Raw genomic sequence first — 16753 nt, forward strand, 5'->3', positions numbered from 1 at the left:
GTGGAAGAGTAGCTGGATCAGAATTGCTCATAAAGCCACACCCGCAGGAGCGAGAGCAGCTGGTCGGTATCAACCGGCTTGGTAATGTAATCGGATGCACCCGCATTGATACACTTTTCACGATCGCCGGTCATGGCCTTGGCAGTCACTGCAATCACAGGCAGGTTCCGCCATTTCGGATTTTCCCGGATTCTCCGGGCTGTCTCATACCCGTCGAGCTGAGGCATCATCATATCCAGCAGTACCACGTCAATGGCAGGGTTTTCGGCAAGTTTCTGCAGTGCTTCCTTCCCATCCAGGGCCGTGATGACGTTCATCTTGTAATTTTCGAGAGACTTGGTGAGCGAGAAAATATTCCTCACATCATCATCGGCAATGAGCACGGTTTTCTCATTGAGGATTTCTTCCAGGCCGCCCAGCTTCCGGCGCTCGTTCTGGCGCAATGCATTCTTCTTGTTTTCCTCTACCACATGCAGGAACAAGGAAACTTCATCCAGCATGCGCTGGTACGAGTGCGCTGTTTTGACAATAATCGAGTCGGCATATTGTTTAATGCGCAGCTCCTCAGTCATGGACAAGCTTTTACCTGTAAAAATAATAATGGGTATGTTGTCAAATCCCGGATTCTTCTTGGCTTCTTCGAGCATGTCGTACGCTTTCTTATCCGGCACGCCCATATCCAGGATCACGCAGTCGGCCTCATTCTGGGTTAGTGCCTGAATTCCTTCCGAAATATCACGTTTCAGTTCTGAATTGATGTTGAAGGTCCCCAGGAAATAGGCGAGCGCTTTGGCGTGCATGGAGTTGTCTTCCACGATCAGCACCTTCTTGGACTTTTTACTGATGACATGCTCGATCTTCTTGAAAATTTCGTCCATGCGCTCAAAAGCCATCGGCTTGTCGATGAAGTCCACGGCTCCCTTGGACAAGCTCTCGTTTTTCATGCGGTGAGAGGACATGATGTGTACCGGAATGTGCCGGGTTTCGGGATCGGATTTCAGCTGATCCATCACTTCCCACCCGCTCATAATCGGGAGCTGGATGTCCAGGAGGATGCCCGTCGGCTTGAAGGTGCGGGCGAGCGGCAGCCCCTGGTCGCCACGGACACTCACAATGCCCTTGTAGCCCTGCTTGCGGGTATAATCGAGCAGCGATTTGGCGAACAAGGTATCGTCTTCAATAATAAGGATGGTTTTATCCGATTCAAGAATGTCGGCACGGTCGTCCGGAATTGCCTCCGGAATCACACTGCTGACATAGCGCACATCGGGCTTTGCCGCATATACCGGCTTGTTTTCCTCATGCAAAGGTTTGAAAAGATTAGGCCGCGGAGCAGGCGGCGCCACTTCGGACGGATTGACCGGGAGGTACACTTTGAACTCACTGCCTGTGTTGACCACGCTCGAAAGTGTTATTTCCCCGCCGAGCAGCTTCACCAGCTCCCGGCTGATCGACAATCCCAGCCCTGTACCGCCGTATTTACGTTTGGTTGAACCATCGGCCTGCTGAAATGCTTCAAAAATGTGCTCCTGTTTTTCAGGTGCAATGCCAATGCCGGTGTCTTTTACAATGAAGCACAGCCCCTTCTCATTGTCGTCCTGCAACCTGATATCAACATTGACAGAACCCACCGAAGTGAACTTCAATGCATTGGATACCAAGTTTTTAATGATTTGTTCGAGGCGCATTTTGTCAGTCTGGATGACTTTGGGTACACCCTCATGAACCCTCACGCTGAAATCAATGCCTTTTTCACGGGCTACCGGTGCAAATAGTCCCTTCATGTCCTCGCCGAGCTCCCGGATGTCTACCGGAATATATTCCAGTTCCATTTTTCCGGCCTCTATTTTCGAAAGGTCCAGGATCTCATCAATCAATCCCAGCAACCCGTTGCCCGACGACTGGATGACCGTAGCATACTCGATCTGATCCCCGGAAAGATTCTGCTCGTTGTTTTCTGCCAGGAGCCTGCTCAGCAGCAGGATCGAGTTGAGGGGGGTGCGTAGCTCATGCGACATATTGGCCAGGAACTCGGATTTGTAGCGGGTGGTGAGTTCCAGCTCTTCGGCCTTTTTCTGGATTTCCAGGTTCTTTTCTTCCAGCAGCGCGCTGCGCTCTTCGAGCTCGCCGTTGGTTTGCTGTAACTCTTCCTGCTGCACACGAAGCTCTTCTTCCGAAGCCTGCAGTTTCTGCGACTGTGCTTCCAGCTCTGCATTGAGGTTTTCCAGCTCGCTGTGCTGGGTTTGGAGCTCCTCCGACTGCGCCTGGGTCTCTTCCAGGAAATTCTGAAGTTTCAGGTAATCCAGGGCAGAGTTGATACCAATTGAAATGGTTTCCAGGTTGCTTTCCAGGTATTGCATCTGCAGCGGGCCGGGAGCATTCAGAAAGCCCAGCTCTATAATTCCCACACATTCGTAGGAGTAGATCAGCGGCAGGATGACCAGGGTGGCAGGCCTGGCTTCGCCCAGCGTTGACGATATGCGCAGGTAGTCGTCCGGTACCTGTCTGATGATCATTGGTTTTTTATTTTCAAGAACCTGCCCGGCCAATCCCTGTCCCAGCTGCACAAACTCCGGTGCATGCTGTGCAGCGAAATTTGCTGTCAGCTTGAAATTCCAGTCTTTGTCCTGCACATACATGGTACCTACCTGCGCCGACACGTAGTTGGTGACCGTACTCAGCAGGTTATGCGACAGCTTGCGGATCATGCGCTCGCCCCGCATCGCCTCCACGATCTGCAGCATCCCGGCCTGCAGCCAGTTGCGGTTATTGAGGTCGGTAAATGTGTGCTCAAGCGAGCTGGCCATGGTGTTTAACGCCACGGATATACGCCCGATGTCGTCATCCTGCTCATCGTTGCTGCGGGCGGCATAGTTCCCCTTCGCCACTTCCTGGGTAATTTCTTCGATATACCCGATCCGCCGCTCCGTCTCGGCGAATTTGGCCATTTCCCTTTCCTGAACCGCAATGCGCTTGTCCATATCATTCTTGATCCGGAAATAGGCGGATATGGTTATGGCTACGGAAATAAGTGCTGCAATGATCAGCAGGATAGGGGTATACTGGATATAAATCTGCTGCTGTTCAATGCGGCTTCCGAGAATGGACGATTCTTCTGTCTTGATGCGGTCGACAATAAGCCTGAGGTCGTCCATGATCTTCTTGCCGCGCGTCATTTCTTTCAGCCTCGATGCCGGATCTTCCACAAAGTTGCGGTTTCGCCGGGCCATATCGATGATATTTTGCATCTGGCCGAATTTGGCCTCATACAATGCCTTTACCTCACGCAGGTTTTTCTGCTGAATCGGGTTATCGGCTGTCAGTTCGAGCAGGTTGTTATAGCTGGTGGTCGTTTTTTCATAGGCACCATTATAAGGGTCCAGAAAGTCTGTATCCAGTGTGAGCAGGTAGCCCCGCTGGCCGGTTTCAGCATCTTTCATATGGGACATGATGCCTTCGGCCTCGATCAGAACCTGGTTGGTATGGTTAACGAGCTCCGAATTATTGATCAGTTTCTGGGTACTGTAATACGAAGCCAGCAAGCTGAAAATCAGAAGAAGAATAGAGAATGAAAAAACAATCCGCAGTTGCTGAATGACCGTGTTGGAGACTTTCTTCATGGGTTAGGGTTACTGGTGTTCTGATGTTGTTGTAATAAATGGTTCTTCCTGTTTTACCGGCAGTACAATGATGAACTTTGCACCCTGATTCATCGTACTCTGAGCCGAGATCAGCCCGTCGTGCTTGTCGATGATCTTTTTGGCAATCGCAAGTCCGATGCCCGTACCTTCATAGTTTTTCAGGTTATTGAGCCTTTGAAAAATAATGAAAATCCTGTCCAGAAACTTCTCATCGAAGCCGATCCCATTATCGGTAATGGTAATCCGGCAGTAATGGCCCTCGGGAGATGCAGGTGCATCCACGTCCTTGCTGCCGATCAGCTCGCCGGTAATCTCTACCACCGGCGCCGCATTGTCGCGTGCAAATTTAAGCGCATTGCTGATCAGATTCTGAAAAACCTGCCTGATCTGGCTTGGAATGGTAGCAATGATTGGCAGCGGGCCCACTTTAATGTGCGCACCTTTTCGCTGAATGCTCTCGTCAAAGTCGGAGATCAGCTCTTCAATCACCAGATTAAGGTCGGTAGGCTGGAAGGTGGCATTCACAGAAAGCCTCGAATAATCGAGCAGATCGCTGATCAGCCGCGACATCCGGGCGGAGGAAGCAATGGACCGGTTCAGGTAAGATATTGCTTCTTCATTACCCGTAAGATATTTATCACGCACCAGGTGACTGAAAGTCTGGATTTTCCGGAGCGGTTCCTTAAGATCGTGGGATACGACCCAGGCAAATTGCTGCAGTTCGTGATTGGACGTTTCCAGCTCCACATTTTTGGACAGGAGTTCCCTGGTTCGCTGCTCTACTTTTTGTTCCAGCAGCTCACTGGCGAGTTTTTGCTGGTGTATGTCGGTAAATGTTCCTACCCAGCGCATGATCTCTCCCTGCCGTACTACCGGTATTATTTTCAGGAGAAAGTGACGGTAGGTGCCCGTTTCAAGATCCCGGAGCATGGTTTCGCTGGTAAACTCCTGCCCCTCTCTGAAATGTTCCTTCCAGCGTTCGCACACCTGCGTGTCAGGGTGGGTCTCGGGGAAAACGGTGGGGTCGGTAGTATAGCGGAACCAGTGCTCGTTCACAAACTCGATGTTGCCGTCGGTACCAATGGAAAAGGCGATTTGCGGCAGGGATTCCATAATAAACCGCAGCTCGCCGATGCGGGCTGCCAGGTCAGCCTGTGCCTGCTTACGGATTTCGATTTCATTCTGCAGTGACTGCTGGTAATTCTTCAGTTCCTGCTGCTGCTCGAAGAGCTTGTAGAACGTTTTAACTTTAAGAAGCAGAATGTCCGGGTCCACCGGCTTGGTCAGGTAGTCGATGCCACCTGACGAATATCCCCTGGTAATGAACTTCTTTTCAGTATTGACAGCGGAAAGGAAGATGATGGGAATGTCTTTGGCTTTCTTGTACCCCGAGATTGCCTCTGCTACTTCAAATCCATCCATACCCGGCATCTGAACATCCATGATGATCACCGAGTAGCTATTTTTCAGGATCTTTTTTAAAGCTTCTTCGCCCGATTCAGCACTATCAGTTTTGAATTGATGCAGTTCGAGGATTCTTTTTAGCGGGAGGATATTTTCGGGCCTGTCATCGACAATCAGGATCATAATACTATAATAATTATCAATGCAAATTTCCTTACCAGTTTAACAGAAAGTTTGCAGATGAAAATCCCTCAGGAAGGGGTAGCTGACGCGAAAATACGGAATGCCTCATTCAGCGCACATTTTTTCTTGAAATAAAAGGTTCGTCAGCATGTCTCCGGCACCTGGCGCAAGGGTGTCGGGCAGACAATTAAAGTCGCAAAAAAATCATACCCCGTAAGCTCCTGAACACCCCCTGGGTGAGAACTTGAAAAGCGCATCCCGGGGGAACGTGGCACAATTTTGGTTTCAATGCGGTGCAAAACGGTGTTTTTAGACTAAATGTAAAAAACACCGGTAGCACGACCGCGATGTAATTCGCTGGTAAAAAGCTTTCTAAACGAAAATGGAGTCACATGAGAAAAATTGCCAATACCAAAATTGTAGACAAATCTGAACAAAAGACCACAACCGTTTTGCCGGGCGAACCCTATCCGCTGGGTGCTACCTGGGACGGTAAAGGGGTGAACTTCGCGGTGTACTCTGAAAATGCGACAAGTGTTGAACTTTGCCTTTTTGATTCACCTGAAAGCGAGACGGAGGATGTCCGTGTTGCCATCAAGGAAGTAACGCACCATGTATGGCACGTATATGTACCAGGGTTAAAGCCGGGCCAGCTTTATGGCTATCGTGTTCACGGGCCCTATGAGCCCATGCTCGGGCTGCGTTTTAACCACAACAAACTCCTGATAGATCCCTATGCAAAAGCAATTTCGGGAACGATCAACTGGCATGATGCCTTGTTTGGCTACAAGATCGGAGACCCTGAGGAAGACCTTAGTTTCAGCGAGCTGGACAGTGCTCCCTACATTCCAAAATCGGTCGTGGTAAATCATTTATTTGATTGGGAAGGCGTAACCCCTCCCGAAATTCCCTATCACGATACGATCATTTACGAAGCCCATGTAAAAGGATTTACCTGCCTGCATCCGGACATTCCCGAAGATATCCGCGGAACCTACGCCGGCCTGGCGCATCCGGCAAGTATCAGCTATCTGAAGAAGCTCGGCGTGAATGCCATTGAGCTCATGCCGATTCACCACTTCATTGCCGACAGGCACCTGAAAGAACGCGGGCTGACCAACTATTGGGGATATAACTCCATCGGCTTTTTTGCTCCCGACGTGCGTTACAGCAGTACGGGTACAACCGGTCAGCAGGTAATCGAATTTAAGAACATGGTGAAGGAAATGCACAAAGCGGGCATAGAGGTAATCCTTGATGTCGTGTACAACCATACCGGCGAAGGTAACCAGATGGGTCCTACGCTTTCCTTCCGCGGCATCGACAATCTTTCCTATTACCGCCTCACCGACGGCAGGTACTATATGGATTATACGGGTACCGGCAATACGCTGAATGCACGGCTGCCGAGTGCGCTGCGTTTGATTATGGACAGTCTCCGGTACTGGATCACGGAAATGCATGTAGATGGTTTCCGGTTCGACCTGGCTTCTACACTGGCACGGGAGCTGCATGAGGTGGACAGGCTGAGCGCATTTTTCGATATCATTCACCAGGACCCCATTATTTCGCAGGTCAAGCTCATTGCCGAACCCTGGGACATCGGACATGACGGCTACCAGGTAGGGAAGTTCCCGATCGGATGGGCAGAGTGGAACGGACGGTACCGCGACTGTATGCGTGACTATTGGCGCGGGGCCGACAGTATGCTTGCCGAGTTTGCAGAGCGCTTTACCGGTAGCTCCGACCTGTATAAAACCGAGTACCGGCTGCCAACTGCCAGCATCAACTTCATTACCGCTCATGATGGCTTTACCCTGAACGACCTGGTATCGTATAATGAAAAGCATAATGAGGCCAATGGTGAAGAAAGCCGTGACGGCGAATCGCACAACCGCTCCTGGAACTGTGGTGAGGAAGGAGATACAGAAAACGGGGAGGTAATTGAGCTGAGGAACAAGCAGAAACGCAATTTCCTGACAACCCTCTTTTTGTCGCAGGGTGTACCCATGCTGGTAGCCGGTGATGAGTGGGGCAGGACGCAGCAGGGCAACAACAATGCATATTGCCAGGACAATGAGATATCATGGCTCAACTGGGATAAGGTTGACGAGAACCTCCTGAATTTTACCCAAAAGCTCATTGCATTTTGTAAGGCACATCCTTCTTTCCGGAGAAAGCAATGGTTCCGCGGTACGCCGATCAAGGGTGTGGGGCTGGAAGATATTGCCTGGTTTCTGCCGGAGGGCATTGAGATGCCTGAGGAAAGCTGGAATCACGATTTTGCCAAATCACTGGGTATTTTCCTGAATGGAAAAGGGATCAGGCACATGAACCCGAAGGGAGAGCCGATTTATGATGACAGCTTTTACATCATTTTCAACGCACATTACGAACCCGTGAACTATACGATGCCTCCGGAAAAGTACGGTACCAGCTGGCGGATGGTGATTGACACAAGCAGGGATATTGTGGATGAAAATGGGGAAGTGTTTGGGCCGGGATCATCTGTGGCCGTGGACAGCCGGTCGGTAGTAGTTTTTAAACATGCATTGGAAAAACAGAAAATATGACAACAGAGATACAGCCCGCGGTACCCGGGATCAGATTTAACGGTTCCGGCGAGGTGACGGTACATGTTTGGGCACCCGAAAAAAAGAAAGTTGAGGTTTGTCTGGAAAATGGAAAAAGCTGGGAGCTGAGCCCTGCCGAACCGGGATGCTGGTCGGTGGTGACAGACGGAATTCGCTCCGGCGACTTGTACCGTTTCAGGCTGGATGGAAAGCTTTCTCCGGACCCGGCCTCGGTATCGCAGCCGGAAGGGGTACATGGCCCGTCACAGGCACTGGATCTCAATCGTTTTCAATGGAGCGATGCAGGATGGAAGAACGTCGTATTGCAGGATTATATCATTTACGAGCTGCATACGGGCACATTCACCCCCGAAGGTACTTTCGCGGGTATCGAGCAGAAACTCGATTACCTTGTTGAGCTCGGCATCAATGCCATCGAGATCATGCCCGTATCGCAGTTTGCGGGTGGGCGCAACTGGGGCTATGACGGCGTTTTTCCGTATGCCGTACACGATACCTACGGCGGTCCGGAAGGTTTGCAGCACCTGGTGGATGCTTGTCACCAAAAGGGAATAGCAGTGATCCTCGACGTGGTGTACAACCACATCGGGCCCGAAGGGAATGTGCTGGGTGAGTACGGTCCTTATTTTACCGATAAATACCACACGCCCTGGGGGAATGCAGTAAATGTGGATGACGAATGGTCCGACGGGGTGCGGGAGTACTTTATCCAGAATGCGCTCATGTGGTTCCGCGAGTTCCATATTGATGCATTGCGCCTGGATGCGGTACATGCCATCAAGGATTTCAGTCCGAAGCATTTACTGGCCGAAATGAAGGAGCGGGTTGATGCACTTGCCGCCGAGACGGGCAGCGTGCATTACCTGATTACAGAAATGGACCTGAACGACACACGCTTCATCAGCCCGATAGAAAAAGGCGGATATGGGATGGATGCTCAGTGGATCGATGAGTTTCACCATGCATTACGCGTCGCTTCGGGTCAGTCTAAAACGGGGTATTACTCCGACTTTGAGCCTATTACCTCGCTGGCAAAGTCGTATCAGGATGCCTACGTATTCGACGGACAGTACTCGGATCACAGAAAAAGGAAGTTCGGGATCAAAGCCGAAGGTTTTCCAGGCAGCAGTTTTATCGTGTTTTCGCAAAACCATGATCAGGTAGGAAACCGCATGCTGGGCGAACGTACCAGCGAGTTGCTGAGCTGGGAAATGCAGAAGCTTCTTGCCGGAGCAGTAATGGTAAGTCCGTTCCTACCCATGCTGTTTATGGGTGAAGAGTGGAGCGAGCCTCATCCGTTCCAGTATTTTGTGAGCCACACAGATCCTGAGCTCGCTGAGGCTGTGCGCACGGGTCGTAAAAAGGAATTTGCCGCTTTTCACCTGGAAGGAGAAGCGCCTGATCCGATGTCGGAAGATACGTTCAATGGGTCGAGGCTGCAATGGGAGCTGGTGAACCAGGAGCCGCACAAATCCATGTTTGAATACTACAAGGAGTTGATTGCGCTCAGGAAAAGTAATCCTGCCCTGCACACGCCAGACCGCTCCCTGGTGCGCGTATATGCAGACGAAGCACGGCAGCTGATCTGGCTTACGCGGTCTGCAAACGGGCAAAATGTGTTGGCGATCCTAAATTTCTCAGATCAGCAGCAGGAAGTAGCTGGTCCGGATAATATTAAGGAAATGGTGAAGCTGATTGGGTCGGCAGATGAAAAATGGCGGGGACCATTGAATGGGGACGAGCAGTCCACGCCGGACAAAATCCGCGTGTCACCCGAATCTTTCACCCTGTTCAGCTATTCTGCGTAGTTTAAATAAAAACAAAGCCGGACAAACTTTGCTTGTCCGGCTTATACTTAACCTACTGGTATGTGAGGGAAAACGCTAGTGCTGGTCTTGCCTTTGCTGTTTTCCAAGTCTATGGTGCGATTTCTCGTTGTTGGTAATGTGATTACCTTTCACCATTTCCTCTTGTCTGTGCCGGTTATCAAGGTTATCCTTGTTTTCGGGCCTGTTTCGGGAAACCTGGTTTTGTTGCATACCTCCCGAATTTTGTGACTGTCTCATAACAGTTAACAATTGGTTATGTCATGTAAAATATAATAATTGTGCCAGACCTTATTCTTGTGGAGCAAATTTCGTTGAATGATTGTCTCAAATTCTCCTGGAACCTTCGTACAGTTCGTATTCCAGTAACCTGCAATCGATTGTACCATTGTAAAACTCCGTCCGCCGGCTTGCTTTCAAACCTATTTTTTTGGCAAGATCAAGGTTACCGGTGAAAACGTACCCATAATATCCTCCACACTTTTGCTTCATAAAGTCGCCAATGCGGCTGTAAGTTTCTTCCAGCTCCTGAACTTCCCCCAGGCGCTCACCATACTCCGGATTCAGGAAAATTGCTCCCTTGTGCTCTGCCGGTATAGTCGTTTCGCTGAAATCACACGTTTCAAAGTCAATGCTTTCGAGCACACCGGCTGCCTTCGCATTTCGTCGCGCATTCTCGATCGCATTCGCATTGTTGTCCGATGCGATAATTCGGATCGTCGGCTCTATCATCTGCTCTTCCAGTTTATCCTGCTGGGCAAAGTAAAAATCTTCATCATAGCCGAGCAGGTGCATGAACCCGTAATTGGTACGGAATAGCCCGGGTTTTGCATTGCTCGCCATCAGTGCGGCCTCAATCGCCAGCGTTCCCGAACCGCACATCGGATTAATGAAAGCGGAAGCCTTGTTCCATTTGCTTGCCAGGATCGTGGCGGAAGCGAGGGCTTCCAGCATGGGTGCCTGACCGGGAATTTTGCGGTAGCCATGGCGGGCCAGCGTTTCACCGGAAGTGTCCAGAAAAACCTCAGCATCTTCATTTTTCCAATGCAGGTGTATCACCGCGCCCGTCAGTGCAGCTCCGGAAGACGGGCGGGCACCCGTTTTTTCACGAAAACGGTCGGCAACGGCATCTTTTACCCGCACATTGACAAACATATTATTGTTGACCGAGGGCGTCTGCACCGTGCTGGTGACTGAAAAATAGCCATCCGCGGGCAGGATCTTCTCCCATTCCAACTGCATGAGGTAGCGGTAAACATCGTCGGCATGCCTCGCTGTGAAAGCGCCGAGGCTAAACAGTACCTGGCTTGCAGTGTATAAATGCAGGTTAAGCCGCACGCAGTCCTGGATGGTACCCCGAAGGCGGAGGCCGGTGGCGAAGGTACTCTCTGGTGTATAACCCAGCGACTTTACTTCCGCTTCAAGAAAAGGCGCAAGCCGGCGGTAACAGGTAATCGTAATAGGGGAGGTTCCCCGGATATCAAATGCCATTCAATTCTGTTTCTGTAAATGCTTTTTCACGACCTGTCAGTTTCTGACGCGTCCTGGCAACTTCTTCTGTACTTATCGCGTCGGCATTGTTCCGCCATGACTTGCGAATGTAGCTTAATAGTTGCGCAATGTCTTCACTGGGCATGTCTTTATCATAGCCAATGCCCGGCATATCGCCGCTTACTTCCGGGGTCTGGTAAACGTGGCCATTGACACGCACCGGGCCAGTCAGTCCGAAAAGTACGATCGAGATCAGTTTGTCCTTATTCCCCGTCACCCATTCCGACTGGTTGAGCGGAGGTGCCAGGGACTTCACGCCGGCACCGTCAGGGCCGTGGCATGTCTGGCAGATGGAGGTGAAAAGGGCTGCGCCTTTGGGAAATTCCTTTTTCAATGTTTCCGGGTTGCGGTTACCCTGCGCATTTTTTACGGAGGTTACTACCTTTTCAAGCTGTTTACCCAGGAGCGAGCCTGTGCCAGCGATCAGGGTTGTGTCGGCGAGTGCGAGTTCTTCTCTTCCTTCCAGGTTGCTGATAATCGCATCGGCTACGTAGCGGTTGTTTGCGTAGCGGGACGAAAGCCGGGCAAGCAGGCCCCTCGCTGCCGGTTCATCAAAGCCGGCAATATTTTTACATAAAAATGCTACATAGGGAGCAGCAAGCGTATCATTGTTGTCGAGCATGGTGCTCAGCGCGCTTACATACTGCGGGTAGGATTTAGGTGTCATAACACCCGATGCTGCATACAAGCCCTGCATGCGGTAGGTCCACTCCGGCCGGTTGAGCCAGGCGAGTACTTCCTCGGTTTTCAGCGAATTCAGCCCTTCCAGCGTCCATAATGCATGGATTGCCAACAGCGGATTGGCCGTTTGCACAAGCGCAGCCCGCAGTGCAGGCAAGGTTTGGTTGTATTTAAAATCAATGAGTTTTTGCTGGGCCCTGTCGCGTACCCATCCGTTCGGGTGACCAAGCAGCCTGACCAGCTCCTGGGCATCGTCGGGAATAATCACCGGTTTAGGTGCTGCGCCTTTTGGTACCACTTTGTAAATGCGGCCGCTGGACAGGGGCTGTGTAAGGCTGCGTTTCCCGATCTGCTCTTTCAGGTAGGGGGTCAGGTAGGTTTTGTGCTGAATGATCCCGCGGTACATATCAAGGATGTACATGGCCCCGTCGGGTGCATTGTATAGACTTACCGGCCTGAACCGCTCGTCGGTACTTGCCAGAAACTCACGGCCTTTATAAGCCTGTTCTCCTTTTACTACGTACCCTTTTTCATTCAGGATATTACGTTTGATCAGGTTGGCTGAGGGCTCAGGGACAAATGCATTGAACTCGTAATTTTTTCCAAAAAGATCACCCCTGTAGATCACCGGCCCCGCTGCGGCAGTAAAGTCATTGAGGCGCAGGCTGTCGTCGAGGATGTTCTGCATATAGCCTCGGTTCACGCCGGGGGTAGGGTGAATGGGGTACACCTTGTTGTTGGCGACAGACTTTTCATTATACCCTGCCACGGTCCGCTGGTTTTTGTTCCAGGCACCCAGTCCGGCAGGAAAAAAGTCGCCCAGCAGGTTTTGTGAGTTGTTGTTGTAATACAAACGGCCATAGTTATCCTGGCAAATGCCCCACTGCCCGCGGAAATGGGTATGCTCAATCAGCCATTTATCGCCTTTCCGGCGGTACCGCTTGTCGGATTTGGCATTGTAAATCCAGTTGTCCATGGCCCGCAGCAAACCATTGGGCTGGTGCTCTACGTTGCCTCCTTCGGTGTATTTGGGATCTACGAGCGTACGGTTGCCCGCTTTTCCATTTTTAATCTCGTAAAACCAGAGGTTGGTAGGCTCTGCCACCAGGATCCCGTCTTCGATCAGGCAAATAGCCCGCGGAAGTACCAGGGAGTCGATCACAACGGTACGCTCGTCGTAGGTACCATCCTGATTTTTATCGGCCAGGATAACGATGTTGCCATTCGGAATATCCTCGCCGGTACCGATTGTGTCGGGCATGTACCCGGTCATCTCCACCACCCACATGCGGCCCTGGTCATCAAACTGCATGGCCACAGGTGCACTTACCAGCGGCTCGGCAGCCACCAGCTTGATCTCAAAACCTTCCTCGATCTGCATTTTGGCAATGGTCGCTTCCGGTACGAGGAAAGGCGACAGTCCGGCAGGTTTGGGAGCGGCATCAGCAACGGTCTCGTTTTTTGTAACAGCCTGGTTTACGACAGGCTGCCGGTTCGTTTTACAATAAACCAGTGAGAGCGAAATGCCGAGAAAAAGAAAATAGGATTGTAATTTTTTCATTGAAGAAGATTGCAGGTCAGGAACTTAGCAGGTCTTTGTTAAACTGTTTACCAAAAATATTGCAATGTACTAGTCCTTTAACGATTCTTCCACCGGTTTCATTCGGGTTGTCAGAAAATGGATGATAAGCCAGGCTACCAGGTAAGCCAGTCCGCAGATGATAAACAGGATATTGTAACCTGCATTGATGTTACCGGAAGCTTTGTAAAAATCCAGCAGAGAGCCTACTACCAGGGGAAAAAGGGTAGAGCCGATCGACCCGGCCATACCCCCGATACCTACTACCGAGCTCACGGCACGCTTGGGAAAAATGTCGGAAACAATGGTGAAAATATTGGCACTCCATGCCTGGTGCGCCGCCGTGGCCACACTGATAATGCCTACCGCCACCCAGATGTCTGTCGCAAACTGCGCGAGAATAATGGGCATCACTGCAAATGCCACGACCAGCAGGGTGGTCTTGCGCGCTCTCAGCGGAGCCCAGCCTTTTTTGATCAGGTAAGAAGACAGGTAACCTCCGCCGATGCTGCCGAACGTGGTAGCGGTATACACGATGGCCAAATGCAGGCTTGGCTTTTTGAGATCCAGCGCGAATGTATTGGCAAAATAGGACGGTAGCCAGAACAGGAAAAACCACCAGACAGGGTCCGTCAGGAATTTTCCGATAATGAAAACCCAGGATTGCGGCAGCTGCAGCAACTTTCTCCATTTGATGGGCTTCTCGGCAGGGTTTGCCAGATGCTCATTATCCTGATGAATAAACTCGAACTCATCTGCCGATACTTTTTTGTGCCGGGAGGGAATTTCGTAGAAAAGCCACCAGAATACCAGCCATATAAATCCCAGTGCGCCCGTAATCAGGAACGCTTCCTGCCAGCCATATGCGCCCAGCAGCCAGGGTACAAGAATGGGCGCTGCCACGGCCCCGATACTCGTGCCGGAGTTGAAAATGCCAGTTGCCAGTGCGCGTTCCTGCTTGGGAAACCATTCGGCCGTCGCTTTCACGGCCGCCGGGAAGTTGCCCGACTCGCCCAATCCCAATAAGGCACGTACCGCGCCAAATCCAAAGGTACTTGTTACAAATGCATGCAGGATTGCGGCTACACTCCATATGATAATCGACACTGCGTAGCCCAGCTTGGAGCCGATCCGGTCAATGAAATTCCCGAAAATCACATATCCGAATGCATAGCACCCGGCAAAAATCATGACAATATTGGCGTAATCGGTCTCGGTCCAGTTGAATTCTGTTTCAAGTGTGGGTTTGAGCAATCCCAGGATCTGCCGGTCGATGTAATTGATTGTGGTAGCAAAAAATAGTAAAGCACAAATTGTCCAACGATAGCTGCCGGTTGTGGTTTGTTTCATAATCGGGATTACAGAAATACTGCGTATAGGGAATGATCAACGCGTTTGTCAGGATGTAAGACTGCGTTTTTCCCTTTCTACCCCTTAAAACCATGATAAAGGCAGTAACAAAAAATCCTGCACAAGCTGTGCAGGATGTCCATTTGTAGCATTAAAACCGGTCTGAATCACTCTGTCTGCTGCCCAGCCGACTCGGAAATCGGGTAGGCAAGCTGGGCTTTCACGAGCTCTGCCTCATTGGTGAGATCAAGGCGTAGCGGCGTAATGGATACGAACTGGTTCTCAATGGCCCAGCGGTCGGTACCTTCCTCGGCGGGTTCCAGTGGCACTACCGTAAACCAGTAATGCTTCCGCCCCATCGGGTCGAGGCCCGGAACAATCTTATTGTCATACAATCTTACCGACTGCCTTGTCCAGCGCACGCCTTTGGGGTGATGCGGGAAGTTGACATTGACCAGGTTCAGGTGCGGATTCTTGAAAAGCAGATCCAGTGTTTGTTCAACAAAAGGATCCAGTGACGGAAAGTCGGGTTCCACGTCGGTAGGTGTGCTCAGCGCAATACCTTTAAGCCCGAACAACACGGCCTGTTTGGCTGCTGCCAGCGTCCCGGAGTGCCACATGGCATTACCGAGGTTAGGGCCCATATTAATGCCCGACAACACTACGTCGGGTTTATCCCAGAGGTGCTGGCCCAAAGCCACGCAGTCAGCGGGGGTACCATTGACCCGGTAGGCCTCAATGCCTCCAAAGTCGACGGGTGATTTTTTATAGGATAGCGGACGGGACGCTGTGATGGCGTGACCCATGGATGACTGCTCCACATCCGGCGCCACAATCTTAACTTCCCCGAAGCGGGCTGCAATTTTGGCGAGTGCAGCGATACCGGGACTGTAAATTCCGTCGTCGTTTGTTACCAGAATTTTCATAAGCAAAGTTGTTTTCCGCCTCAGCTAATAAAATTATGCCTGGTATATTTTTTATGATGCAGTTGTAAAATCCTTTTATGAAAAAAGTACGGCTCTTGCATAACCCCACTGCCGGGGACAACGATTTCACGAAAGAAGAACTCGTCAGGCTGATCGGGAAAGAAGGTTTTGATTGTACGTATGCTTCTGTGAGGGATGAAAAGTGGGACGACTTTGAAGAAGATACGGATTTCCTGATCATAGCCGGGGGCGACGGTACGGTACGCCGGGTCTCCAAAGCATTGATGAACCGGAAGCGGCTCGACAAGCAGTTTCCGCTTGCATTGCTGCCACATGGCACTGCCAACAACATTGCCGGTGCTCTGCAGGTGGAAGGTTCCGTCAGGGATATTGTGCGCAGCTGGCACCATGACCGCCTCAAACTATTTGACATCGGGAAAGTGTACGGGTTGGATAAAGACCTGTTTTTCCTCGAAAGTTTCGGCTTCGGCATATTTCCGCGGCTGATGAAGGTGATGGAGAAGATCCATGAAGAAATCGGCGACAGTGCGGAGGAAAAAATCAGGGCGGCAAGAGCCATGCTGTACGATGTACTGCTGAACTATGAAGCCTCGGAATGTCGCATTGTAGCGGATGGGGCTGAACATTCGGGCAAGTATGTGATGGTAGAAATCATGAATATTTCTTCTATCGGCCCTAACCTGGCACTTGCTCCCTGGGCTGATCCGGGTGACGGCGAGCTGGAAATTGTTACGGTGGCAGCCTCACAACGTTCAAAATTCGAAACATTTTTGCTCAACCAGATCAATGGGGTGGCGGATACCTTTCATTTCACTACAATCAGGGGCAAGAACATTGCGGTTTACTGGGAAGGCAAGGATGTTCATGCAGATGATGAGCTGCTCAAAATGCAGAAGTCACACGAAATACAGATCAAGGTACAGCCTGGTATGCTGGAATTTCTGGTAAAACAGTAAACCTCCCTGTCAGGAGCGTACACGCATAAACCCGGATTTTT

9 protein-coding genes are annotated in these 16753 nt (G+C 50.9%); 3 read left to right on the forward strand and 6 right to left on the reverse strand.

What is annotated here, in order from left to right:
- Positions 1-17 precede the first annotated feature (17 nt).
- Together HWI92_RS02940 and HWI92_RS02945 are read right to left on the reverse strand one after the other, a co-directional pair.
- A complete protein-coding gene (locus tag HWI92_RS02940; RefSeq protein ID WP_204660707.1) occupies positions 18-3620 on the reverse strand; it encodes a response regulator in 3603 nt (1200 codons plus the stop codon).
- A gap of 9 nt (positions 3621-3629) precedes the next feature.
- Entirely contained in the window at positions 3630-5228 is a 1599-nt protein-coding gene (locus tag HWI92_RS02945; RefSeq protein ID WP_204660708.1) for a hybrid sensor histidine kinase/response regulator, read from the reverse strand.
- 392 nt (positions 5229-5620) lie between these two features.
- Here HWI92_RS02945 and glgX point away from each other — a divergent pair, with 392 nt between their 5' ends.
- Both glgX and treZ read left to right on the forward strand, forming a co-directional pair.
- A complete protein-coding gene (gene glgX / locus HWI92_RS02950) occupies positions 5621-7801 on the forward strand; it encodes a glycogen debranching protein GlgX (RefSeq protein ID WP_204660709.1) in 2181 nt (726 codons plus the stop codon).
- Entirely contained in the window at positions 7798-9630 is a 1833-nt protein-coding gene (gene treZ / locus HWI92_RS02955) for a malto-oligosyltrehalose trehalohydrolase (RefSeq protein ID WP_204660710.1), read from the forward strand. Before glgX ends, treZ begins: the two co-directional genes overlap by 4 nt.
- A 345-nt stretch (positions 9631-9975) precedes the next feature.
- Here the strand turns inward: treZ and HWI92_RS02960 are convergent, their stop codons facing one another.
- The 4 genes from HWI92_RS02960 to surE all read right to left on the reverse strand — a co-directional run bounded on the left by HWI92_RS02960 (position 9976) and on the right by surE (position 15735).
- Positions 9976-11139, reverse strand: coding sequence for a THUMP domain-containing class I SAM-dependent RNA methyltransferase (locus HWI92_RS02960; RefSeq protein WP_204660711.1), 1164 nt, complete (start codon positions 11137-11139; stop codon positions 9976-9978).
- On the reverse strand, positions 11129-13441 hold the full coding sequence (locus tag HWI92_RS02965; protein WP_204660712.1) for a DUF7133 domain-containing protein: 2313 nt from the start codon (positions 13439-13441) through the stop codon (positions 11129-11131). The genes HWI92_RS02960 and HWI92_RS02965 overlap by 11 nt, the downstream gene beginning before the upstream one ends.
- A 69-nt stretch (positions 13442-13510) precedes the next feature.
- Entirely contained in the window at positions 13511-14809 is a 1299-nt protein-coding gene (locus tag HWI92_RS02970) for an MFS transporter (protein ID WP_204660713.1), read from the reverse strand.
- A gap of 167 nt (positions 14810-14976) precedes the next feature.
- The gene (gene surE, locus HWI92_RS02975) at positions 14977-15735 is read right to left on the reverse strand and encodes a 5'/3'-nucleotidase SurE (protein WP_204660714.1); all 759 of its coding nucleotides are present in this window, start codon (positions 15733-15735) and stop codon (positions 14977-14979) included.
- Between the two features lie 77 nt (positions 15736-15812).
- Here surE and HWI92_RS02980 point away from each other — a divergent pair, with 77 nt between their 5' ends.
- A complete protein-coding gene (locus HWI92_RS02980; protein WP_204660715.1) occupies positions 15813-16712 on the forward strand; it encodes a diacylglycerol/lipid kinase family protein in 900 nt (299 codons plus the stop codon).
- Positions 16713-16753 lie beyond the last annotated feature (41 nt).

Source organism: Dyadobacter sandarakinus (genome assembly GCF_016894445.1).
GTDB classification, from domain to species: domain Bacteria; phylum Bacteroidota; class Bacteroidia; order Cytophagales; family Spirosomataceae; genus Dyadobacter; species Dyadobacter sandarakinus.